The 22755-nt window shown below is 64.2% G+C and carries 23 protein-coding genes; 6 read left to right on the top strand and 17 right to left on the bottom strand.

The annotated features are described in order from the left end of the window. Position 1: 1 nt before the first annotated feature. The 10 genes from ACELLULO517_RS09240 to ACELLULO517_RS09195 form a co-directional block, all read right to left on the bottom strand. A complete protein-coding gene (locus ACELLULO517_RS09240) occupies positions 2 to 838 on the bottom strand; it encodes a hypothetical protein (RefSeq protein ID WP_227307056.1) in 837 nt (278 codons plus the stop codon). A gap of 1 nt (position 839) precedes the next feature. After that, entirely contained in the window at positions 840 to 1493 is a 654-nt protein-coding gene (locus ACELLULO517_RS09235; RefSeq protein WP_227307055.1) for a hypothetical protein, read from the bottom strand. Further along, the gene (locus ACELLULO517_RS09230) at positions 1493 to 1870 is read right to left on the bottom strand and encodes a hypothetical protein (RefSeq protein ID WP_227307054.1); all 378 of its coding nucleotides are present in this window, start codon (positions 1868 to 1870) and stop codon (positions 1493 to 1495) included. The genes ACELLULO517_RS09235 and ACELLULO517_RS09230 overlap by 1 nt, the downstream gene beginning before the upstream one ends. Positions 1871 to 1882: 12 nt before the next feature. Further along, the gene (locus tag ACELLULO517_RS09225) at positions 1883 to 2191 is read right to left on the bottom strand and encodes a hypothetical protein (protein WP_227307053.1); all 309 of its coding nucleotides are present in this window, start codon (positions 2189 to 2191) and stop codon (positions 1883 to 1885) included. A 5-nt stretch (positions 2192 to 2196) separates the two neighbouring features. Beyond that, the gene (locus tag ACELLULO517_RS09220; RefSeq protein WP_227307052.1) at positions 2197 to 3519 is read right to left on the bottom strand and encodes a DUF4043 domain-containing protein; all 1323 of its coding nucleotides are present in this window, start codon (positions 3517 to 3519) and stop codon (positions 2197 to 2199) included. Between the two features lie 36 nt (positions 3520 to 3555). Next, complete coding sequence (locus ACELLULO517_RS09215; RefSeq protein ID WP_227307051.1) at positions 3556 to 3966, bottom strand: phage scaffolding protein; 411 nt, start codon at positions 3964 to 3966, stop codon at positions 3556 to 3558. Further along, a complete protein-coding gene (locus ACELLULO517_RS09210; RefSeq protein WP_227307050.1) occupies positions 3953 to 5362 on the bottom strand; it encodes a phage portal protein in 1410 nt (469 codons plus the stop codon). The genes ACELLULO517_RS09215 and ACELLULO517_RS09210 overlap by 14 nt, the downstream gene beginning before the upstream one ends. A 25-nt stretch (positions 5363 to 5387) precedes the next feature. Continuing rightward, positions 5388 to 6743 carry a phage terminase large subunit gene (gene terL / locus ACELLULO517_RS09205; protein WP_227307049.1) on the bottom strand — a complete coding sequence of 452 codons (1356 nt, stop codon included), beginning with the start codon at positions 6741 to 6743 and terminating at the stop codon, positions 5388 to 5390. Between the two features lie 161 nt (positions 6744 to 6904). Next, on the bottom strand, positions 6905 to 8215 hold the full coding sequence (locus ACELLULO517_RS09200; RefSeq protein ID WP_227307048.1) for a sulfotransferase family protein: 1311 nt from the start codon (positions 8213 to 8215) through the stop codon (positions 6905 to 6907). Beyond that, on the bottom strand, positions 8202 to 8771 hold the full coding sequence (locus ACELLULO517_RS09195; RefSeq protein ID WP_227307047.1) for a DUF6362 family protein: 570 nt from the start codon (positions 8769 to 8771) through the stop codon (positions 8202 to 8204). The genes ACELLULO517_RS09200 and ACELLULO517_RS09195 overlap by 14 nt, the downstream gene beginning before the upstream one ends. A gap of 197 nt (positions 8772 to 8968) precedes the next feature. Here ACELLULO517_RS09195 and ACELLULO517_RS09190 point away from each other — a divergent pair, with 197 nt between their 5' ends. Further along, entirely contained in the window at positions 8969 to 9367 is a 399-nt protein-coding gene (locus tag ACELLULO517_RS09190; protein WP_227307046.1) for a helix-turn-helix domain-containing protein, read from the top strand. An 18-nt stretch (positions 9368 to 9385) separates the two neighbouring features. Here the strand turns inward: ACELLULO517_RS09190 and ACELLULO517_RS09185 are convergent, their stop codons facing one another. Further along, the gene (locus ACELLULO517_RS09185) at positions 9386 to 11452 is read right to left on the bottom strand and encodes a hypothetical protein (protein WP_227307045.1); all 2067 of its coding nucleotides are present in this window, start codon (positions 11450 to 11452) and stop codon (positions 9386 to 9388) included. A 375-nt stretch (positions 11453 to 11827) separates the two neighbouring features. Here ACELLULO517_RS09185 and pstS point away from each other — a divergent pair, with 375 nt between their 5' ends. From pstS to pstA, 3 genes are all read left to right on the top strand, one after another. Further along, entirely contained in the window at positions 11828 to 12925 is a 1098-nt protein-coding gene (gene pstS / locus ACELLULO517_RS09180) for a phosphate ABC transporter substrate-binding protein PstS (RefSeq protein ID WP_227307044.1), read from the top strand. 19 nt (positions 12926 to 12944) lie between these two features. After that, positions 12945 to 13964: a phosphate ABC transporter permease subunit PstC gene (gene pstC, locus ACELLULO517_RS09175; RefSeq protein ID WP_227307043.1), complete on the top strand. Its 1020-nt coding sequence runs from the start codon at positions 12945 to 12947 to the stop codon at positions 13962 to 13964. 69 nt (positions 13965 to 14033) lie between these two features. After that, positions 14034 to 14918 carry a phosphate ABC transporter permease PstA gene (gene pstA, locus ACELLULO517_RS09170; RefSeq protein WP_227307042.1) on the top strand — a complete coding sequence of 295 codons (885 nt, stop codon included), beginning with the start codon at positions 14034 to 14036 and terminating at the stop codon, positions 14916 to 14918. A 68-nt stretch (positions 14919 to 14986) separates the two neighbouring features. On the opposite strand, the gene ACELLULO517_RS09165 is transcribed toward pstA, so the two are convergent. Further along, positions 14987 to 16147, bottom strand: coding sequence for a pyridoxal phosphate-dependent aminotransferase (locus ACELLULO517_RS09165; RefSeq protein WP_227307041.1), 1161 nt, complete (start codon positions 16145 to 16147; stop codon positions 14987 to 14989). 76 nt (positions 16148 to 16223) lie between these two features. After that, the gene (locus ACELLULO517_RS09160) at positions 16224 to 17642 is read right to left on the bottom strand and encodes a gamma-glutamyltransferase (protein WP_227307040.1); all 1419 of its coding nucleotides are present in this window, start codon (positions 17640 to 17642) and stop codon (positions 16224 to 16226) included. A 227-nt stretch (positions 17643 to 17869) separates the two neighbouring features. Here ACELLULO517_RS09160 and ACELLULO517_RS09155 point away from each other — a divergent pair, with 227 nt between their 5' ends. Continuing rightward, positions 17870 to 18637, top strand: a complete 768-nt coding sequence (locus ACELLULO517_RS09155) for a DsbA family protein (RefSeq protein WP_227307039.1) — start codon at positions 17870 to 17872, stop codon at positions 18635 to 18637. A gap of 40 nt (positions 18638 to 18677) precedes the next feature. Here ACELLULO517_RS09155 and ACELLULO517_RS09150 read toward each other — a convergent pair whose 3' ends face one another. Both ACELLULO517_RS09150 and ACELLULO517_RS09145 read right to left on the bottom strand, forming a co-directional pair. Then, positions 18678 to 19367, bottom strand: a complete 690-nt coding sequence (locus ACELLULO517_RS09150) for a DUF1045 domain-containing protein (protein WP_227307038.1) — start codon at positions 19365 to 19367, stop codon at positions 18678 to 18680. Then, positions 19364 to 20503: an alpha-D-ribose 1-methylphosphonate 5-triphosphate diphosphatase gene (locus ACELLULO517_RS09145; RefSeq protein ID WP_227307037.1), complete on the bottom strand. Its 1140-nt coding sequence runs from the start codon at positions 20501 to 20503 to the stop codon at positions 19364 to 19366. Before ACELLULO517_RS09145 ends, ACELLULO517_RS09150 begins: the two co-directional genes overlap by 4 nt. A gap of 184 nt (positions 20504 to 20687) precedes the next feature. Between ACELLULO517_RS09145 and ACELLULO517_RS09140 the strand changes: the two genes are divergently transcribed. Further along, positions 20688 to 21530 carry a peptidoglycan-binding protein gene (locus ACELLULO517_RS09140; protein ID WP_227307035.1) on the top strand — a complete coding sequence of 281 codons (843 nt, stop codon included), beginning with the start codon at positions 20688 to 20690 and terminating at the stop codon, positions 21528 to 21530. Positions 21531 to 21649: 119 nt separating this feature from the next. On the opposite strand, the gene ACELLULO517_RS09135 is transcribed toward ACELLULO517_RS09140, so the two are convergent. Next, positions 21650 to 22336, bottom strand: coding sequence for a lipid-binding SYLF domain-containing protein (locus tag ACELLULO517_RS09135; protein ID WP_227307034.1), 687 nt, complete (start codon positions 22334 to 22336; stop codon positions 21650 to 21652). Between the two features lie 198 nt (positions 22337 to 22534). Next, complete coding sequence (locus ACELLULO517_RS09130; RefSeq protein WP_227307033.1) at positions 22535 to 22684, bottom strand: hypothetical protein; 150 nt, start codon at positions 22682 to 22684, stop codon at positions 22535 to 22537. Positions 22685 to 22755 lie beyond the last annotated feature (71 nt).

The following is a 22755-nucleotide window of genomic DNA, read 5'->3' as shown; positions in this document are numbered from 1 at the left end:
ACTAGCCGAGAAGCGGCGCGAGGCTGCCGGCGGGCGAAGACAAGCTGCCTTGGCCGAAAACCATCGCCGGCTGTGCGGCGGTGAGGATGGTGGGGTATTCCGCGCCATACAGCAGGTCGCGGCGGTAGAGATGGGCTGATTCCATCTGGTCGATGGTCGTCCCGCCTTCGAGGGTGATGCGGGCGGCAGTGCCGTCGGCCAGGGTCAGAAAACTGGTATTGGCGATGGCCGTGTCGATCGCACGGGCGGTCGCGTCGCGCAGCAGCGGATCCGGGCACCAGCAACTGACGCGAAAGCTTTGCGCCTGTCTGCGTGTTTCGCGAAAGGCGCTTTGCGCCTGTTCTACCCGGGCGAGCAGGGAGGCAGCATTTGGCACCACCAGGATAGCATTGGCGTTCTGCACGAAATACCCGGCCGCCCTGATCTGTGCGGCGAGCACGGCCACGATCAAGGCGGCCGTATCGCCACTTTGAACGGGATAGATGAAGGTGGTGCCGTCAACGGCAATGCCCGCCATCTGCCCTGCGGCCGGTAGGCCGGTAAAGGTCACGATATTTTGCCGCAGGATGACGCTCAGCGTCGGTGCCGTGGCGGTCGTCACGTTCCAGCGTGTCGGGTAGCGCGTGGTATTGCGCGGCGGTCCGGCCGGAAAGACGCTGACATTGACGATGCCATTGGCCAGATCGGCGTTCAGGGCGGTCGCGACCGGCCAGCCGCGATAGATGCGGCAGGTGGCGGCACTTTCGCCGATGATGGAAGGGGCGTCGCTGCCCTTCGGGTAGATCGCGCGCGCGATCGCAGCGACGAACGCGGATTCGACATCGGATTGATCGGCCATGTCATGTCACTGCCTGTACGGCGGTCAGGCGCCAGCCGAGGGGGCTGCGTTCGACGGCGGTGATGACGGCGGTCAATCCCGTCGCATCCCGAACAAGGTCGTCGGCGCGAAGGTCCGTCATCTCGGCGGCCGGCAAGGCGGGCAGCAGAATGGTCCAACTCGCGGGTCCCGGTTCTCCGGGCAAGGCGCCGGCATTCCGGCTACCGCTCGCTTCCACCAGCATGCTGGCCGGCCAATCGACCAGAACAGGACCTTGATTCGGCATTTCGACACCGCCATAGGCGTTGACGCCGATTGTATTGGCACCTTCGGCGCGGCTGAGGGTGATGGTGCTATTGGTCTGCACGCAGACGGTCGGCAAAAGCGCGGGCTGGCTTGCTATGAAGAAAATGCCGTCCGGTCCGGTCAGGTAGTCGCCAGGCTGCGTGTAACCTGTATCCAGAACGGCGAACCATAGCGGTTGTCCGTAGCGCGCACCGCGATGCCAATCCTTGTCCTCGCCATGGATCGCGACGGGCAGACGCAAAATGCGATTGTCGGGCGAAAGCGGGCTAAAGGCAGATTTGGGGCGGAAGACATCGTAAGGATCGCCGATGCGCTGTGCGGCCTGTCCCAGCCCGCGCGCGACACGGTCTTGCAGATGCGTCCTGTTCATCACACCACCAGGGTCATGCCGGGATCGGTCAAGGCCGGTCCGGGCGGCAGGCCGAGGAAGCTGCACAAGCGCCGCCGCCATTCGTCCAGCAGCGCCAGGCGATCACGCAACTCATCCTTGTTGCGGGTCCAGACGGCGGCCTGGTCTGTGTCCAGGCTCTGGCCCGATTGCGGCACCGCCGCTTCCAGACCACGCAACGTGCCGAGATAGGTGCGGCTGACGGTTTCTTCGGCACTCGACAGATTATTCAACCGGAACTCCATCAGCCCATAGGCCTGGAAGAAGCGCCAGCCCTGAAAGCCGCTGGCGCCAGCCCCATAGGCGGGATAGCCGCAGAACCGTCTGAGATCGGTCTTCTCTGCGTCGGTAAAGGCCATGACCTTGAGCCCTCAATATGCCGAGCCGGACCCACGGGTGAGATAGACCGTGCCGCTGCCGGCGCTGAGCAGAACGGCTGCCGCCGTCACGGTCGCTGCGACCGTCAGCAGAAGCTGCGCACCAGCAGGGATGGGCAGATCACTCGTCGTCGCCGACAGGCTGGTGCTGGCGCCCAGGCGCAGGAAGGCGATGCTCGCCGTGCTGTTGAAGACCAGCAGCGACGGTCCGCTACCGCCCAGCGCGACAGCATTGCTGCTGGTGCCTGCCGCGATGCTGACGGTCGCTTCCGGACTGAAGGCGGCGATGCTGCCGCTGGCCATGGCCCTTACCCCACATGCTCGACCATGACCGCGCGCTTGAACGCGGCATTGGTCGCGGTCGGCACTGTCAGCGGTGTCGTCGTGGTGTCGGACGGCGCGCAGAAGCCGCCGATCCAATACCAGCTCTGCGCGATGATCTGCTGCAACCGGTCGATCGGCTCGCGCGTCACCATGGCGACCCCATCGACAATCGTCACGATCGAGTCCTTCGGTGCTACGTCATCCGCGCCGATGCCGGCGAAATCGCCTTCGATCAAGGCGCCTTGTCCGCAGATGATCGGCCGGCGGATATGCAGATTGGCGAGTGTCGGATGCAGCTGCACGAAGGCTTCCGTCGTCGGGATGAAGCGCAGCCCGAGGAAGTCGTTCACCATGCCGTCCTGGAAGACGGCATTGCTGGATGTCGCCCCCGTGAACAGCGTCTTGAAATCGGGGTCGGCAAACAGCTGCCGGGCGGAGACAGGGTCCAGGTAGCAGTTATAGACGCCGTCGATTTCAGGCACGGCATTCTTGCGCAAAGTGGCGACGGCATCGAGCAGGTTGCCCATGGCGAGCGTATCGGTCGCCTGCAGCAGCGTCGTATTCGTCCGGCCGCCGGGCCGTAGAATGGCACTCGCCGTCGCCGCCTGCACGCTATTGCCGATCGTGCCGTCAGCGACCGTGACATTGCTGCCGAAGGTGAGCGTGCCTGACATGCCATAAGGCGTGGTCGATGTGCTCGTCGTATCCGCGGTCGTGCCGATCAGCGTATAGCTGTCGCTGCCGATCATGACGGTCAACGGATTGCCGGCGGAGACCGCCGCCTGCACGCCATTCACGAAACCGTATTGGAAGCCGCGGACATCATCGACCGAGACGGTGGGACCGGCGCTGCCGAGCGTCGCCGATACCCGCGTATTGCCGCCGAAATAGGCGTTGAACAGCGCATTGCGCGCCAGCTCGTCCAGGCTGCGGGCGGCCTGCTCGCCATTGGTATAGGCGTTCTGCAGGAACTGGCTGGCAATGCCGACGCGACTGGTGACCATATTAAGGTCGGCCGTCGCGGCATAGAAATTCAGCGTCAGCGTATATTGCTCAACGCCCCAGCTACCGGGCGTCAGGCCGTTGTCGAGATTGGTGTTGAGTGCGGGGGAAAGCGGCGTTGTCACGCTCGGTTTCAGCCCGGCACGGGTTTTGGTGAGCGTCTCACCGATGCCGACGGCGATCTCGTCCCGATCCGCGACCGCGCGATAGCCGAGGCGCGACCGCAGGGCCTGCTGGAATTCGCGTTCCAGGAAGCCCTGCTGGATGATCGGCTGCAAGGCCGCGGGAAAATTCTGGATGCCCATGGCGATCCTCTCGATGCTGATTGACGAAGATGAAGGTCAGATGCGGCGCAGGATCGCGGCGCGGGCCGCGCGGTATTCGTCGCGGGTCATGTCCGTCGCCTGTTTCATGCGCGGGGGCTGCGGCGCGGGCGGTACGGCGGTCGTGGTGGTGGAAACCTGGCCGAACAGCCAGGGCTTCTGGCGCCGGAAGCGGTCCATCAGGGCGGCGGCACCGGCAACCTCGCCCTGCTCGCCGATGGCGAGCGAAGACGCGTCGAGCAGTTTCAGCCCGTCGAGATCGACCATCCCGGCGCGCATGGCTTCTGCCTTCAATTCGGACAATACCAGATTGGACCTGGCTTGTTCCGACAGGGTTCGAATTTGCTCTTCCAACGCGGCCGCACGCGCCTTCAGCGCCTCGACGCTGTCCGGCTGGGTTTCGGGTGGAGGCGTGTCAGCTGTCGTCATGCGTTTTGTCCTTGGCAATGCGGTCCAGTTCGGCCGCGACATCGGTGACGCCATAGGCGTCGGCGATGCTGCGCACGGCGGTTTCGCGGCTGATCTGTCCGGATGCGGCGAGGGTCGAAAGGGTTTGCGCTTCGGCCAGTTGATCCGCGGCCGAGGGCGGATACCAGCGCGGCCAGTCAAGCATGAGGCGTGCGTCGGCGGAGGCTTTGGGCGCTTGACGACCGAGGACGCTGATCGGATAGCGGTCGGCGGCGCGCAAAATCATTCGTAGAAGCGGCAGAATGCCATTTGTGCCATAGGAAATGCGCAGATTGTCGGCCAGCCAGATGAGCCCTTGGTTCATCAACTCCAGGGCACGGCCGGATTGCGCGGCGGCAATCCGATCGGCGGAGGAGCGATTGCCGTGCACGCTTTCCAAAGCCAGTTCGCGCAGCACGCGAACATAGTCGATCACGGCATTGGCGGCGGTGCCGCCAATTTCCAGCAGTTTGGCATCGCCGTCCTTGCTGACGACCAGGGCATTGCCCGCGCCTTTGATGATTTCTCGATCGGCGGTCGCGGGTTCCTTGATCAGCAGCGTCGGGTCCGAACTATAGGTCAGGCCGCGCCCGGCTTGGGACAGCTGATAGTCGATTTCGATACTGGTCTCGATTGCGGCGCGGAAGGTGCATCCGCCATCGGTGCTGTCACCGCCGGGAAGGTTGCGGATCCAGACCAGCGGCACGAAGCCGAGGCGATGATGGATTGAGCGGCTTTCGTCGATGGCCGGGCCGCCCGGCGGTGCCAGACTGACGGGCCAGGGTTGATACCAGGTCTCGCTCTCACCGTCCCAAACGCGCCGAAACCAGTAGTCGATACCGGGATCAGCGACGTCATACCCTTGCGCCTGCAACAGGCGGCCGGGGACCTTGTATTGCTCGGTCACGCATTGCAGCGCGTCCGGTGCATCCGGCTGCCAGATTGGCGTCAGAAAGATGCTGTCGATGGCCGAGACATAGACGCGGCCTTTCAGAATGCGCAGCAGGAGTACGATGGAGCCGACGGAGCCGCGCAGGGCCGCGTCCGTCATCACCGCATTCAGTCCGCAATCCTGGATCAGGTCGGAGAGGAAGCGGCGCAGTTCCTGATCGTCACACAGGATGCGCGGAAAATGCCCCTCGCTGAACAGCAGCGCGACGCTGTCCTCCACCACCGTGCGGCAAAGGGCGTAGCGGATGGAGGGGCGCCGCTGACGGATCGGTATATAGTCGCCGCCGGCACCACGTTCCTCGTGGAACTGATAGGGCAGGACATCATACAGTGTGCCGTTGAGCACGCGCTGCAACAGGTCAAGTTCGCCGACGCGCGGCGGATAATCCGCATCGCGTGGCAGCAAGGCACGCAATGTATCGAACATGGCGATCCCTGGCGGGTTAAGGTGTTCAGCGCGCCAGCAACGACACCTGAAGACGGCGTGCCGGTTTGGCCGGGGCGACCAATGTCATGAAGGCGCGGGACAAAGCGTCGACCTGATCGTCCTTGGCGCCATGGGGAAAGTCCCGCAGTTCTTCAAGAAAGGGTCGGTTCCAGGGCGCCTGTATCAGACGGACGTTGCCGGCCTCGACCTGTGCGGCGACGGGGCTGGCGCGGGTCAGTTTGGAGCCGGTCTCAGGCGATGATTTGACAATATATCCGGCCAGTTTGCTTGTCAGATAGGCGATCTGTGCGAGGCCCGCCTGGCCCGGATCCTGCGGTAAAGCGATCAGGACGGCGGCACCGTCCTGCTGGGCGGCCGATAGGATGGCAGCCTCGACCTCGCCCGGCGTGCCGCGCAGGCGGCGAATATCCTGGACGATGAAGCCGTCCTGCTGGTCGCGTTCCAGTCTCAACCCGATCGTCCAGTCAGGGTCGCGGCCCGGCGCGGGAACGGCAGCGGCCAGGTCCCAGGCGCGGACGGCTGCCAGACTTTGAAACTGGCCGATATCGGTCAACCCTACCCGTTCGGTCAGGAACAGACCGCCGGCAGGCGGCCGCGGGTCTTGCTGGAATAACGCGGCAAAGGCGCGCTCGCCCATGGCGGTCTTTTTCCGCAGAAGTGCGGCGGCATCTTCCCAGTCCGGCCAAAGCGCGGCGCCGGGTTCCCGGCCGAGCGGGTCGGGCGGCACGGCCAGCGCGGGCAGTTTCACAACGGTCCAGCCGGCTTCCATCTCCTGGATGCGGCCACCAAGGTCATCCTGATGCCAGCGCGTCATAACGAGGATAATCCGGCCGCGCGGCTTCAGGCGCGGCAGCAGGTCGGACCGATACCAGTTCCAGGCATGTTCGCGGGCGAGCGGCGAATCCGCTTCCGCCCAGGATTTGACAGGATCGTCGATAATGACGAGGTCGGCGCGGCGACCGGCGATCGGGCCGCGCAGGCCGGTCGCGAAATACTCGCCGCCGCGACTGGTCCGCCAGCGATGCGCCGCGCGCTCGTCGCCGGCTATTCCATAGCCCAGGATTTCAGTTTGTTCCTGCACCAGGGCCCTTGTCCGCCGCCCGAAATGGCTGGCCAGGCTGTCCGTGTGGCAGCAGGTCATCAGCGCCGCGCGCGGATGGCGGGCCAGATACCAAGCCGGGAACAGGATCGAGACATAGGTTGATTTGGCAGATCCCGGCGGCATCAGCACCATCAGGCGATCCATCTCGCCGGTGCCGACAGCCTCCAGCCGTTCCATCAGATAGCGGTGATGCTGTGCCGGGCTTTGCTCCGCCGATGCGAGAACATCCTCGGCAAAAGCAGCAAGCCCCAAATCCATGCGGAAATCGGGGCCTTTCAGGTCGAGGCTAATTTGGGGGAGGGGAGATTTGCCGCCGAAGCGAGAGGTTCACGTCAACGACGCAAACAACCATCATGGGTATTTATGTAGAAAATTCTGGGGCGTTTGTCCAGAAAAATTTACGAAACCGGAATAAATTATTAAACGAGGATTTCTTCGACGATCCCAAACCGCTTCATATAATCCTTGAAGAAAGTTCTTTCCCGCTTCGCGTCCAGACCATGCTCGGCGAAATGATAGACATTCTGACCATAGCCGCCGCGCTTTCTGCGGTTCATTTCCACGTCCATCGCTTTGCGCGCGTCCGCACGCAATTCCTTGCCGAAATGGTTGTAGAGACGGTCGATGGTGCCGATCGGGTCGGCGGTCAGTTCACGATATTGGATGTGGCAGATGCCCGGCTCGTTGCTGTGGGCCGCGTCATTGCTGTCGGCGGCCTGCATCATCGCCGCCACGCCCTGATGCCAGCGTCCTGTCACCTGGTCGCCGATATCCGTCTTATTCTGCGTGCCGGTAAAGGGCTGGCGCAGAATCTCCGTCAGCTTCGCGACGGAGGGCAGAACCTTCAACGGGTCGCGATGCACGAAGACGATACGCGCATCCGGATAGACGCTGCGCACGGCATCCAGGGCAAAGACGTGGTCGGGGCATTTCAACACCCATTGCACGGCCTCGGGCGCGTCACCGCTTTGGTGCTGCAGATGCTGCAGGAAGCGTTTGTGGAAGCGATAGGCCAGATTATGCCCCTGCGCGTCCTGCCAGGCGAGATAGCTCGGGATGCGGAAGGTGGTGTCGAAGCGGAGCGACTGGAAGATCTGGGCCGTGATCTCCGTGCATTCCTGCGGCATGCTGGCAGTCAGCGGATGCACATCCCGGAACCCTGGCGCGATCTGGCCGAAATACCGAAGGTCGCGATCCGTCTGCGCAATCCGCTTGTCTGCGCCCTTCCGGGGTGGGTAGGGCGCCATGGTCTGCCAAACGCTCGGGCTGCGGGTCATAGGATCGCAATCCAGCAGCCGATGCAGGAAGGTCGTGCCGCTGCGCGGCAGGCCGGTAATGATCAGCGGACGGTGAATGGGCGTGTCGGCGATGGCGGCGTGCGCCTGCTCCTCCTGCCACATCCGCATCAGGTTTCGCAGGCAACGAATGCTATCCCAGCGCACGGCAAACCGTCCGAACAGCGACAGATCGGCCTCGCGCTCCAGCGCGTTGAACAGGACGGTCAGCCCTTCGGCAAATTGCCTTATGCCGAATTCAGGGCCGAAGGCGCTCTCGGGCGCGCCATTCAGGGCGGTCTTGATCACCGCTTCCGCATTCAGCGGGCGGCGCCCAAGCCCAGTCACTCGTGACATACGATCAGCGATGGAAAGGGCTGAGGAGGCGAGTGTCACGGGCGAGGCGTTTCCTTGAGCGATCTCTGGCGGCGTAACGGTCGGATCATAGACGGTCAAGCGACGGCGCTCTCCGTCCGGGCATGGCGGTCATAACCGGGGGCGTGGCGGGTGACGAAGGGCGGCCAGTTTCGGCCGCTTGCTGGCGTAAGGCGTCCAGAATGATGCGGATTCCGTCCGCGTGCCAGCGCTGGATGGCCTTGTGGTCGGCGCCCATCAACTCGCCCAGGCGCCGCCAGGAAAAAAGGTGGCGTCCATTGACGGGGTGGACGAGGGCGCGGCAGCCCACAATCCGCCGCAGCAGATATCGGTCCTGTGGGATGAGCGAGAGATAGCCCATGGCCCTATCCATGCGGCTGATCCGGCTGGCGGAAGGCATCGGGGCGCGCAGTTCGGTCAAGGACCAGCCATAAGCTTCGGCGGCTTCCCGCAGGACCGGCAGGGTCGAGGTGCGTAGCCTTGGGGAAAAGCCGCTGGGTGGCAGGGAGAGTAGCGTCGCCCCGGCCTCCTCCAGGCAGGCGATGAGGCTCTGAGCTTCGGGTGAGGCCTCAGGCCGGCGCCGGCCGATTCTGGATATCGTCTCGCCGTGCTGGGAGGTGGACTGGCGCATCGTCATGCTCTGCTCCTGGAGGGGAAAGCCTTCCGCTGTCCGGCCTGGCCCCCTGATGGGACCAGGATTGGCGGAAGGCCTGGGCGATCGGCGTTGAGACGGAGGGGCGGGCTCAGCTAGGGTCATCGCAACGCAGGGCTGAGTCATCGCTTCGTTCCCTATAAGCAACGTTAGTTTAACTAACATTTTTGGACAAGAGGAAATTGGCACGAAAATCAGAAGGTTCTGTGCGGGCCGGGCAAGCGGTCTCTGGCCAGGCCGAGAATGCGGGGGACCAATCCGGCGTTGCTCTCCGTATTCGGCAGAGCCGGCAGGCTCTGCGGCTGACGCAGGATGATCTGGCGCGCCGCGTCGGCGTCTCCCGCAGTGCGGTCGCCCAGTGGGAGACGGATCGCACGGGCCAGGTCCGCGCCAATCTCACGCGTGTCGCGGCCGTTCTCGGCGTCTCAGTGGGCTATCTCTTGGCGGGGGAGCACTATCCCGTTTCCGCGACCGCCGAAGGGGCGGACGAGCGGGCGCTTCTCAATCTGTATCGGTCCTTGCAGGAGGACGGACGGACAGAACTCCTGCGGATAGCGCGTGGCCTGGCTAAGGTGACCTGATCGGTCGATGCGATCCGATCAATCGTAGCTCGGACGCGGATTGGTGACGGACAGCCGATCGAAATGTCGCAGGATGAGGGCGATCTTGCGGAAAAGCACCGTCACATCGGCCAATTCACGCTCCAACCGCTCTTCCGGTGCGAGATGGGCCAGCGACGGCTCACCGGAAACCAAACGTGCGCCGGCGGATACGCGAAGGGCGGCCGCCGCTTCGCCGTCAAGCGTCACGGCGACAGGCTGACCGATATGGCAGCGGCGTCGCAGGACCTGCTGATCGGAATCCGATACATGCTCGGCTAAAGCGTCGGTCAGATCGGCATTGAGCCAGATATAGACTTTCCGTGCCGCCGCCAGATCGAGAAACCGCGTCTGGTCGGCGCCCGCTTTCGCCGCCGGCTTTGCCGGCAGGCGGAGGGCGAAGCAGCGAATGGTCTCAGTCAGATCCCAATCGCCTGGGCTGTCGCCGGCCGGATGCTCATTGACCGAGGTCAAACCGGGCTTGGCCGCGATGCACCGCTCCACATGGCCGACGAAGCGGTGAAGAATGGCGCGTCGTCGGTCGCCAGGCACTTCCGCGAAGGCCTGCATCTCGGCAAGAGCCGCCTGCCAACGCATGACAAGCCCATAATTGCCGCCGAGCGTGCTTGGCCCGTTGTCGAGACAGTCGAGGCCGGCTTGGTCGCGCCGCCATTCCGCCCGGCCGCTGTAAAGGGCCAGACCGGTCGGGAGCGGGCTTGTTGCAAGCCGATCGGTCAAAGCGGCCGGGGCGAGCAGGGCGCCCGAGAAGGGCGGGCCGGTGAAGAATTTGGAGCCGGTGATCAGAACCATCCAGCCGCGCGCCAGATAGTCGCGGATCGTGCCAGGGTGCAGCCTCGTCTGGCAGGCGTCGACGATGACATCCATGGACGTCCCGAAACGCTGCCATAGCGCCATGACGCTGTCCAAGCGCGGCGCGCGCAGTCCGGTCTTGGAGACATCGAGGATATGCAGGATCGGACGCCGGCCCAAGGCGATCGCCGCTTCCACGGCGGTGGTGCAGTCGGCCTCGACGGCGGCCGGCGGCCGTACCGCGCCATCCGCATCGCGCAACGCCACCGAGACGAGTGCCGTGTCAGGCCGGAACCCCTCGACGAGGCCGGCTTTCGGCACCGCGACGCCAAGCGCCGTATCGAGGGCGAAGTGCTGACCGCGCGCCGCGAGCGGCACGCCGCTTCCGGTCTCTTCCGGGGCCAGAAGGATATTCGTAATGGGGCGATCCTCGGCAGCACTCGCCAAGGCCAGGGAAATCAGCTCGGCATCGGTGCCGGACGGCGCCAGAATGACGCCGGTCCCGCGTGCCAGATCGAAATGATAGGCCAGCGCTTCTCGCACGCGGTCGGCTTCCGCGAAAATGGCTTCCGCGGCAGAGGAGCCGAAACTCGCCGTGATCATCCGGCGGCGCGCAGCTTCCGCGCCCAGATAGCCACGTTCCGAGACCGATGAGGCGGTCGAGGAGGCGAAGGTCACCGCCCAGGGGCGCGGGCGATGGCTACAGCCATAGCCATTGAGACCGGTAAACGGGTCGATGCCCAGGCGGGCATCGCCGCCCTGTTCCATCAGCCATTCGCTGGGACCCAAAATCGACCAGGCATCGATCAGCTTCGCATGGGAGGCGGCGGTCAGGTCGTGGTCGCTGCCATTGTGCTGGTAGACGGCAAGCTTCGCCCAAAGGCGCCGGGCGGTGGTCAGGTCGGGGGCCGCATAGCCGGTCAGGGGCGCAATCCATCCCGGCAGCGTCGCGCCGGCCGAACCATAGGTCTCAAGCGCTACTGCCAGCGCGGCGCAACGGGCGGCGGCAAGACCCGCGAGCGCCGGATCCGCAATGCCGCTCAGCCAGGCGAGTTCCATGGCATGCCGCATATGAAAAAGGCTCTCGGCGGAGGCTGAGAGCAGCGGCTTGCCAATCAGGATCTGTGTTTTGCCCAAAAGCAGGAAGGGCTCAGCCAGGCGCTCGTCGATGCTGATATCGAGGTCGGAGAGCAGCAATCGCAACTCGGGGTGATGCAGAAGGTTGGTGATCGCAAGCGGCATAACCTCGGGCTGCATGAAGCTCCCCTTATCCTCTGGCCTTTGTCCGAACGCGGCGCCGTCTCATGGCCCAGGGCGCTTTTGCGCTGCTTGCCGATGAAGGGCATCCCGGGCGGCAGGGCCTGTTGCTCATGGTCATAAGGACGGCCGCTCACCCCAGAGGGGACAGAGACGCCGTCCGCATGGCGCAAGGCAAAATATTATCGCGCCATTGACAGTAAGGCCATGCGTTTCTTCTCCCGACCTCTGAGGCGAAGCCTGGACCAATTTTTACGAAAGGTAAGGATGTCATCAAACTGCAACGCGACTGTCATCCCAGTCCCGGTTATCCCCTCGTAAACGCCTCGCACCGCGGTCACCTGGATCGCAGTTAATCAGGCTTTGGAGATTGTCATGTCGGACGGCACTTTTGCCCCGCGCCTCACGCGCGCTCAATTCCTTAAATCCGTCAGCCTCGCGGCTGTTGGTCTCGCGCTTCCCGGCGTTGTTGGCGCCGCGCAGGCCGCTGGCCTGACGATCCTGGAAACCGGCTCCAGCCTGCTCTACCCGCTCTTCAACCTCTGGGTTCAGGGCTACAGCAAGATTGACCCGAGCCTGCGCATCACGACGCAGAGCACGGGCAGCGGCACCGGTATCGCCCAGGCGATCGCGGGCATCGCGCAGATCGGTGCGTCCGACGCCTATATGGCCGGTCCGCAGGTCAAGAAGAACCCGACCATGCTGAACATCCCGCTCGCGATCTCCGCGCAGAATATCGTCTACAACCTGCCCGGCCTGAACGGCAGCGCGCTGCAGATGAGCGGCCCGGTTCTCGCTGGCATCTACAGCGGCAAGATCACCAACTGGAACGACAAGGCGATCGCGGCCCTTAACCCGGGCGTCGCTCTGCCGAACCACACCATCCTGCCGATCCACCGCACGGATGGCAGCGGCGATACCTTCATCTTCACGCAGTATCTGTCCAAGTCGACCCCGGAATGGGCGAGCAGCGTTGCCTACGGCACCACGGTCAGCTGGCCGGCGGTTCAGGGTGGCATCGGCGCCATCGGCAATCCGGGCATGGTGCAGACCACGGCGCAGAACCCCTACTCGATCGCTTATGTCGGCGTGAGCTTCCTGGCGCAGGTCCAGGCCGCTGGCCTCGGCGTTTCCCCGCTGCAGAACAAGGCCGGCAAGTTCGTCCTGCCCAACCCGCAGACGATCGTGGCCGCCGCTTCCGGCCTCATCGACTCGACCCCGGCCGATCAGCGCATCAGCCTGATCTTCGCGGACGGCGAGATGGCCTACCCGATCATCAACTACGAGTATGCGATCGTGAACGCGAAGCAGCCCAACGCTGCTCTTGCTAAGGCGATCAAGGGCCTGCTGACCTGGGCGATCGACCCGATGGGCGGCAGCACCGGCGATTATCTCTCGAAGGTGCATTTCGTCGCCCTGCCGGACAAGATCCGCATGCAGAGCCACGCCCGCATCGCGACGATCGCCTCCTGATCTAATGAGCCAGGCGCAGATGGATAGCGCACCGACCGGGCTTGCCCGGTCGGTCGCGAAGGGAAAAGGGCGCAAGGGGTCAATCAGCCCCTTTCGCATGACATTGATCGGTCTGGCCGGGGTCATCCCGGTCGTCATCGGTGCGGTGCTTCTTTTCCTTGTCGTCTATGCCTGGCCGGCGATCCGGTTTAACGGCATCGACTTTTTGCTGACCAAGACCTGGGACCTCGGCAATCTTTATGCTGATCCGGTCCCGCGTCACGGTGTTCTGGCGCCGATCGGGGCAACCTATGGTTGCCTCGTTTTCGTAGCCGGAACGCTCGCCAGCTCGTTCCTTGCCCTTCTGGTCGCGGTGCCCATCAGTCTCGGCATCGCGGTCTTCCTGGCCGAAGGCGTGAAGCGCGTGCTGCGCACGCCCTTCGCCATCGTCGTGGAACTGCTGGCCGTGGTGCCCAGCGTCGTCTACGGGCTCTGGGGCATTATCGTCCTGGTGCCGATCGCAGCCCATATCATCGCGCCTGTCCTGGCCGCGGTCTTCCCCTTCATTCCCTTTCTGGCGCAGGCCGGCGGCAGCGGCTTCGGCTTGCTCTCCTCCTCGCTCGTGCTGGCGCTGATGGTCATCCCCGTCATCACCATCACGGTCTTCGAAGCGCTCAACCGCATCCCCAAGGAAGCGAAAGAGGCCGCCTACGCGCTTGGCACGACCAAGTTCGAGATGGTCTTCTTCACCATGCTGCCCATGATCCGACCGGCTATCATCGGTGCCATCATCCTCGGTCTCGGCCGTGCACTCGGGGAGACGATGGCGGTCCTCATGGTCTCCGGCGGTGCGCTGAACTACATGCCGACGACGCTCATGAGCCCGATCAGCACCATGGCCTCCTTCATTCTGTCGCAGTTGGATAGTGCCGAGCAGGATCAGTCCGGTCTTGCGGTGCAGTCGCTCGCCGAAATTGCCATCGTGCTTTTCGTGATCACGGTCATCGTCAATATCGTCGCGCGTCTGATGGTGCGCAAAGGCGCGGGCGTCAGCCGCTAGTTTTTTGACCAGGAGCAGGCGACACGCCGTCGCCTTTTCCCTCGCTTCTCGAGTTTTGGGACAGAGACAATGACTGAGGTGGCAATCGCCCCCAGCTTCAATCGCGCAGCGACGAAGCACCGCGCCGTCGCCGGCCGCAAGCTGCGTAGCAGCCTGGGCTGGGCTTTCTGCGGCATCTGCTTTCTGCTCGTCGCGGCACCGCTGATCGACATCATCCTGCTGGTTCTGGTGCGCGGCTTCTCGGCCCTGTCCGTGGATCTGTTGACCCAGGTCACCCAGGGTGTCAGCGGCGGTCTGCTCAACGCCATCGAAGGCACGATCGTGCTGTCGATCGGCGCGCTGATCATCGGCGTGCCCATCGGGGTCGGCGCCGGCGTCTATCTGTCTGAGTTCGGCGATGGCCGTTTCGGCCAGACTGTCCGCTTTCTCGCGGATGTGCTGACCGGCGTGCCCTCCATCGTGCTCGGCTATTTCTCCTATGTGACTATGGTCATCTGGCTGGGCTGGCAATTCTCGGTTTTGGCCGCCTCCATCACCCTCGCCATCATGATCCTGCCCTATATGGCCAAGATGACGGAGCTGGTTCTGCGCCAGATCCCCATCCCCATGCGCGAAGCGGCCTATGCGCTTGGTGCCGGGGATCGCAAGGTCGTGCTCCGCGTGCTGCTGCCCGTCGCCCTGCCGGGCATCCTGACCGCCGTGCTGCTCTCGCTCGCGATTTCCGTGGGTGAGACGGCGCCGCTGATCTACACGGCCGGCTGGTCGAACTATCTGTGGGACGGAAAGCTCGTGCGCTCCCCGATCGGCTATCTGACCTATGTGATCTGGAGCTTTATCAACCAGCCCTTCGCTTCCGCCCATGCGCTGGCTTTCGCGGCCGCCCTGCTGGTGATGATGACGGTCTTGGCGATCAATCTGGCCGCCCGCGCCATCCTGCGCGTCCGTGGTGGCTGACGTTTTTTGAGAGAGCCAAAAATAAAAAGGGCGACCCACATGGGTCGCCCTTTTTTAGTTTCGGAAATCTAGGACCAGCGCAGCAGGCGTTCGGCGGCTTCCGCCACCTCGGCCTCGCCGCCGCAATAGCTGAAGCGGACGAAACGCTCGCCGTGCCGGGCATCGAAATCGACGCCTGGTGTGGCTGCAATACTCAACTCCTGCAGCATGCGATTGCAAAAGGCCGGGCTCGCCTCGCCACGGTCGCTGATATCTGCATAGAGGTAGAAGGCGCCTTCGGCGGCACTCAGCCGCGTGAAGCCAGCGCGGGGCAGCGCTTCCATCAGCAGATCGCGGGAGCGTTGATAGCCGTCCCGCCGCGCGTCCAATTCTGGTCCGCAATCGAAGGCAGCCTCGGCCGTCAGCTGCGCGATATGCGGCGCGCTGATGAACATGTTTTGGGCCAGTCGCTCCACCGGACGGCAGAGATCCTCGGGCAATACCATCCAGCCGACGCGCCAGCCGGTCATGGAGAAGTATTTCGAGAAGCTGTTGATGACGATGGCCGAGGGGCTGAAGGCCGTCGCCGTCGCGATCGGGCTGTCATAATGCAGCCCGTGATAAATCTCGTCGCTGACCAGCCGCACGCCATTCGCGTCGCACCACTGGGCGATGGCGGACAGCTCATCCCGATGCAACATGGTCCCGGCCGGATTGCAGGGGCTGGCCAGGATCAGCCCGGCCGGCCTGGGATCGAGCGTCTCCAGCATCGCGACCGTCGGCTGAAATCGCGTCTCGGGCCCGGTCTCCAGAATGACCGGCTTCATGCCGAGTGCCGTCAGGATATTCACGTAAGGCGGGTAATAGGGTGCGGCCAGCGCCACGCTGTCACCCGGATCGAAGGCGGAGAGGAAAGCCAGCGGAAAAGCGCCCGATGCGCCCGTCGTCACCGCGATCCGCGCGGGGTCGACCTGCGTCCCGTACCAATCCTGGTAATGCCGGCTGATGCGATGCCGCAGGCTGATCAGACCGAAGGCTTCCGTATAGCCCAAGGCATGGCCGCGATGGAGCGCGGCCATCGCGGCCTCCACCGCCTGAAATGGCGCGCCGAGCGCGGGCTGGCCGACTTCCATGCGGATGACGCGTGGGTCATGCGGCCCGCGTTTCGCCGCATGGGCATTGGCGGCGGCAATCACATCCATCACACGGAAGGGCGGGATATCGCTCCCCCGCCCGATTTTCAGCACCATGCCGCGCGGTCCCGTGGGTTAGAGCAGAACAACAATCCAGAGCGGTATCTGTCAGCGTATGCGCGCCGGAAACGCTTTAATTGGACTTCTTGCCGATGTGACCGATCGCCAGCCCCTCGCCACGCGGATCGGTGACCCAGACGCAGCTCTTGAAGTCACCCGGCACGCGGTCGGGACAGTTGACGCCATTGATGCGACCCGGCTCCGGCACGGTCGTGCCGAAGGCGCGGCCGCGATCGGCCAATGCGTCAAAGGCAGCGGTGCCGGCGGCCAAGGGCGCGCCTTCCTGGCCTGTTGCGCCGATGACAGCGCGGGTGGAATTCGTGGGCCGGTTCCAGATCAATAAGGGCGAGAGCAGTGGCGCGCGGCCATGGTCGGGCGCTGCGGCCAGCAGAATGCCGGTGCCCGGCGCGATACGGCCGGTGCCGAACAGATTGTTCATGGTCAGGCTGCAGGCGACGGCGGCGCCGGATCCGTCCAGCGTCACGAAGCTGGTCGAGGCGGCGAGCGGCGGCAGATTGCCGGCCGGAAGATTGGCATCCTTCAGCAAAGCCTTCGGATCGGCCTGATCGACGCCGTTGCGATAGGCGCTGGCGACGGCCAGCGCCGCGTTATTGGCACCGGCGCTATTCGCGGGGTCCTTGCGCAGTTGCTGGTAAGCGGCCGCAGCGGCGACGCCACCATCATCCGGCAGGAAATTCAGGACATTGCCGCCGTCATGCAAGGTCAACGGGGTTTCTTCCAGCGGCACGGCTTGGGCCAGATCGGCCAAGCTGATCGGGCCGCCGGCCTGGGCGGACGCCTGGGAGAAGCTCTGGGCCAGATCGCCTTGGTAAAGGCCGGCGACGCCCTGGGTGCGAAGCGTATCCAGCGTATTGGCCAGATCCGGCTGCCCCATGGTCTGGCCGGCTTGCAGTGGTTGCCCGGCGGCATCGGCGAAGACGGCGCGGGCGGAGGGGTCGGCCAGAAGCGGGCCGGCTACGACCGAAAGGTCGTTGGCGAGTGCCTTGGAGACCGGCACGCCGAGGGCGGCCATGCGCTGGGCCGGTCCGATCAGCTGCTGGATCGGCGTATAGCCGTAGACTGCCTGCATCAGCAGCAGACCGCGCGCCGTCATTGGCACCGCGGCCGGACGGCTGCCGGCGGTCGAAGCGGAGGGCGACGTGAAGACGAATGTCTCCGGTGAGGCGACACCGTTCGTTTTCACGAAGGGCGAAAAGGCGACGCAGCCGCCGCCGCCGCCGAGCGAGGCGCGGGAGGGCAAGGTCACCATCAATGCGAAGGCAACCGCTGTCGCGGCATCGGCGGCCGTGCCGCCATTGGCCAGGACCTCGCGCCCGGCTTCGGCTGCCAAGGGCTCGTCGGCGATAACGACGCCGGACCAATCGGCCTTCGCGACACCCGGCACCGGCGCGTCATTCGGGTTCGGGCCGGCACCCGGCAGCCGGTTGTGGAACATGCCGCACCCGCTCAGGCTGACAGCGAGGGATGCCATTGCCGCCGTAGACCGGAAGAGAGATTTCTTCTTCGAGAACCGAATGGGCGAGGCCGGGAAAGTTGCCATCATCATCTTCGCGCGAAAGGCGCGCCACTCCAGTTGGGGTCGGGGGCCGGATTGGCCCAAGCTATGGAAGGGTGCCATAAACGGCTTCATATGCGGCGGCAACCGCATGGGCGCGCTTCCGGCGTGCTTATCGAGTGTTCCTGTGGAAAGTGACCGGCATGTCCTATCGCTCTGTTTTCGCGGCCGCTGGGCTGGTTCTCGCATCGGCGTCCTGGGCTGGCCCTGTCTTTGCCCAGCAAAGCACCTCGGCGGCGGACGGTTCGGCCCTGTCACCCGCGCAGCGCGCGGCCGTCATCGGCCTTATCCGCCAGGAACTGGTTGAAGATCCCTCCATTCTCCGAGCGGCGATCGGCGCGCTGCAGGCGCAGGACCAGCAATCCCAGGCCGCCGTTCAGGGCAAGGCGATTGCGGCGGCCCAGGCGGACCTCGTGCATAATGCGGCCGATCCTTCGATAGGCAGCCCCCGGGCACCGATTACTGTTGTGGAATTCTATGACACGCGCTGCCCCTATTGCCGCGTCATGCGGCCGGAATTCTCGGCCCTTGTGAAGCAGGATCCTAATGTCCGCGTGGTGTTTAAGGACATCCCGATCCTCGGCCAGAACAGCGTCACGGAGGCGCGGGCGCTGCTCGCGGCCCAGCGCCAGGGCGGGTATGAGAAGATGCAGGCGGCGCTGATGACGCAGCAGGCGGCGCCCACCGAAGCCCATCTGCGCAGCCTTGCCACCCAGCTTGGCCTGAACGGCGACCAGCTGATCCGTGACATGGATGACCCGGCCATCGGGCAGCGTCTGGCGGCCAATACCACTTTGGCACAGCAGCTCGGCATCACCGGCACGCCTGGCATCATCGTCGGCACCCAGCTTGTGCCGGGTGCCATCAGCCTGGACGATCTGCAGAAGCTCGTCGCCGCGCAGGCTGGTTGAGCCGTTTCAGCGGACAAGCATCCAATCAATCCGAGAGATTTTACCCCTCAAACGGGATGCGCGCCGATAGGGTGAAGGGCGCGCCGCTTTCGGGCTGGATATAGACAGCCAGGCTATTGCAGACCCGCTTATGCGCCAGGGCCGGGGCAAAAAACGCTTCGGCGGCGGGCAGCAGTCGCGTCATCTCGGTCTCATCCAGCCGGCGGCTGAGGGTGAGGTGAAACTGCCAGAGCTGAAACACGTAAGGATAGCCCCAGCGCGTCAGCATCGCCTCTTGCGCGGCCGACAAACCGGCTTTCCGGCGCTTGGCCAGTTCCGCCTCGCTCGGCATCGCGCGCCAATCGTCGAGCTGAGCGACCACGATATCAGCCAATGCCTGCAAGTCGGGGCTCGGTTCCGCGTCCCGCACGGCGATAAAGCCGTGCAGATTCTGGACGGACAGGCGCGGCATGGCGAAGGGTTTCAGACCCCTCGCCAGGGTTTGTACCGAGTCGACAAAAGCCGCATAGGTCAAACCCTCCGCCAAGCGCATCGGCGGTTTCAGGGTGCCATGAAAGCCATAGCCTGACGGGTCTTTGATGAGGTCAGGTGCGGTCACCGCCTCGGGCGGCTGAAACGCCGCGCCGCTTTCAGGGTCGCGCCCCAGCCATTGGCAGCCGGCAGTCCAAAGCGGGTCGATGCGGTCAGGCGCGTAATACACCGCCACGCGAAACCCCGGGGCCAGGTTCATGCCACGCGCTCCCCATGCCGCCAGACGCCCCGCACGATGGGCATCCCGTTATAGATCCGCACGCGGACCAGATCGGCGCGCAGTCCTGTGGCGATCCGTCCCCGATCCGACAGGCCGGCCATGCGGGCGGGATGATCTGTCACCAACGCAATCGCCTGAGGCAGCGACAGATCCGCGATCGTCGTCGCCATGATGGCGGCTTCCAGCATCGCCGCCGGCACATAGTCCGACGCGAAGGCATCGACCGCGCCAGCCCGCAGCAGATCGGCGGCCGAGACATTGCCGGAATGAGACCCTCCGCGCACAACATTCGGCGCGCCGGCAATGGTCTGCATGCCTTGGCTCCGGGCGGCCTGGGCCGCCGCCATGGTGACGGGAAATTCCGCGATACGGATACCGTCGGCCGCATTCTCGGCGATGTCGTCCAGCGTGCGGTCGTCATGGCTGGCCAGCACCGTGGCGCGACCCTGCATCTTACTCAGCACGACCTGCCGGTTATGGCTGCGCCAGCGGACACGGGTGGCGCGCTGCTGGGCCAGCTTGGTCTCGACCTCCTCCTCCGTCAGGCCGTCGCGCCGCAGAAGATCCCGGTATTTCTCCACATCGCCCCATTGGCCGACGCCGGGCGAATGGTCCATCAGGCTGACCAGCGCCAGGCGGGCATGATCGGCATAGGGCAGGAACAGCGCCTCCATGTCGGGCGCCGGTAATTCGCAGCGCAGATGCAGAAGGTGCTCCGACTTAAGCAACCCGGCGGCACTCAGCTCATCCATGTCCGCCACGCCTTCGACGAAGGTGCGGGTGCGCGCCTCCTGAAAGCCGAGGTCGCCGACGCAGAAGGAATCGAAAACGGTCGTCACCCCGGCGACGGCGCATTGCGCGTCATGGGCGATCATGGCGGAGCGCGAGGGCCAGCGCGCGGTCGCGCGCGGCAGCACCTGGCGTTCCAGATTGTCGGTATGCAGGTCGATAAGGCCGGGGATCAGCAGATCGCCATCAAGATCGATCGCGCGGCTCAGACGGCTTGGCCCGGTATCGATGGCCGCGATCTGCGGTCCTGTGACGGCCAGACTGCCCTCCACCAGGCGATCGTCCAGGACGATGCTCCCGCCGGTAAAGACGAGTTCAGCGCCCATGGGACAGGCCGGCGGGAAAGGGCAGATCTGAAGACAAGGGCATGATCGCTTCACGGATAACACGAAGGTCAGAGGTTAACCCGTCTGGAGGGAGAGGGTAACCCCGGGCGTCCTGGTCGAAATCGTTGGAAGATCGTTTTAAATTTCGATATAGAAATGAAAATCTTATCGGAATGGGACTGTCATGCTGAGCATCGCGATCCTGACTACGCTTTGGCCTTTGGGCGACAGGAAAATCCCCGGCCTGCGGGCGGCCATCGTTGCTGTGGCCCCTCGCGTTTTCGCGACCTACGGCCTCACCAGCGATCTGCTGATCGCCCATGCCATGGCGCAGTTCAGCCATGAATGCGGTGCGGGTATCGAGGTTGAGGAGAATTTGAACTATTCGGCGCAAGGTTTGATGGCGACCTGGCCCAATCGTTTTGATGCCGCGAAGGCGGCGCTCTTCGCCCATCAGCCGGAGAAGATCGCGAACGACGTCTATGACGGGCGGCTGGGCAATCAGCCCGGCAGCGACGACGGATGGAATTTTCGTGGCCGTGGCGGGTCCCAGGTCACCGGACGCGCAAGCTATCAAAAGCTTGGCGCCAAGACCGGGATCGATCTCGTGAACCATCCCGAACAGGTCAATAGCGCAGAGCATTTTCTGGACTGTGCCGTCGCTGACTTCGTCCTATGTGGCTGTTTGCCCTTTGCCGCGGAGGACAATATCCAGCAGGAAACCCTGCATCTTAATGGCGGGCTGATCGGCCTGGCCCAGCGCACGGCTTGGCTGGCGCATTGGAAGGCGGCTCTGGCGGTCGATCCGAATGCGCAGGGCGGGATCACTTGGGTCCAGACCCTGCTGAACCGCCTCGGTCAGCAACCGCTTTTGACGGTAGACGGCAATACCGGCCCCGCGACCGTCAGCGCCATCAAGGCCTTCCAGATGAAGCATGGCCTGCCGCCCGACGGCGTGGTGGCACTGGCTACCCTCGCTGCTTTGCGGGCGGCCGAGACCGGGCTTGCCGCGGCCGCCGCGGCTTAGAGCAGATCACAGTCAGATGGAATCATCTGACTGTCTGAAGATGCTCGCAAAAACAATAACCTAGGGCGATATCTGCGAGCTTAAGCGAGCAGGAAGCGCTCTAGGTTGGATTTGACCGATCAAAGCCTGTCGATGGCATGCACCAGAGGTTCCGCACGGTAATTGCGGCCGATGCGGTCGATGACGATATCATGGCTCGTCAGCGGGCGGCCGTAATAGGCGGTATTGGCGTCGCTCTGCGGTTGCACCAAGGTCCCGTCGAGGCTGATGCCGGCATAGACGCCGGAGGATGAGGCCCAGACGACGATATCGGGGCCGCCATTGCTGGTCGTCGCCCCCGCGACCGTCGACCCCAGAGTTGCGACCGCAATACCGGCATTGGCGCCGAACTCGAACTTGTTCCGCATCAGGGCATTCAGCGCCCGATTGCTCATCACGAACATGATCATCTCGGATTCCTGCGCGCCGATCTGAAGACCGAAACTCGCGGAGGCGATCGTATAGAAGGCAGGATTGCTCCAACTGCCATTGGCGCCACGCGCCATCAGAACCGCGCGTCCGCCCTCGCCGCCGACAAAGAAACCGGCCTTGAAGATACGCGGCGCGATCAACACGGCGCGCGCGCGTCGCATCAACTGCAGCGCATTGCCGAATTCCTTGTCGCCGCGCAGATCCTGCAAAGTCCCGAGGGCATGATTGACGGTGTCCTGCGGCCCGCTATCGGCATGCGCCGGCAGGCTGATGCCTGCCGTGGCGATCAGACCGGCGGCAGCCGTCGCGGGAAAAAGCATTCTGCGTGTCAGCATGGAAAATCGGCTCCTCGTCGTCCTGCGTTGTCGGGCAGATGTGGCCGCTCCATGCCAATGCAAGCGAAAGGGCCCTATGCGTTGAGCTGATGTGCGGGAAGGCTTGACCTTCCGTCGCCTTGTCCCATCCGGCTTCAATGCACGGATTTCCGACCGGTCAAACGAAGATCAGGTCTGGGAGGAGACGCCTTAATGGGATCAGTGGCTGGCGCCGACACCGGCGTAAAAGCCCGCGGTGCCATCGATATGGGCGGTCGCGGTGCCGGGCGTGCCGGGGCTGCCCTCGGCACAGCCCGCGAGGAGCAGAACGGCCACAAGCCAGACGGGTATCAGGATCGAAAACTTCATGGCTCTAAAATAAGTGGGTAAATTTCCCACGTCAATCGACCCATCCCGGCAGCAGTCATCACGAAAAGGGG

This window comes from Acidisoma cellulosilyticum, from assembly GCF_020621385.1.
GTDB classification, from domain to species: Bacteria; Pseudomonadota; Alphaproteobacteria; order Acetobacterales; family Acetobacteraceae; genus Acidisoma; species Acidisoma cellulosilyticum.
Note: the sequence above shows the minus strand (reverse complement) of the source record. Positions and strands in the feature narration are given on the sequence as shown.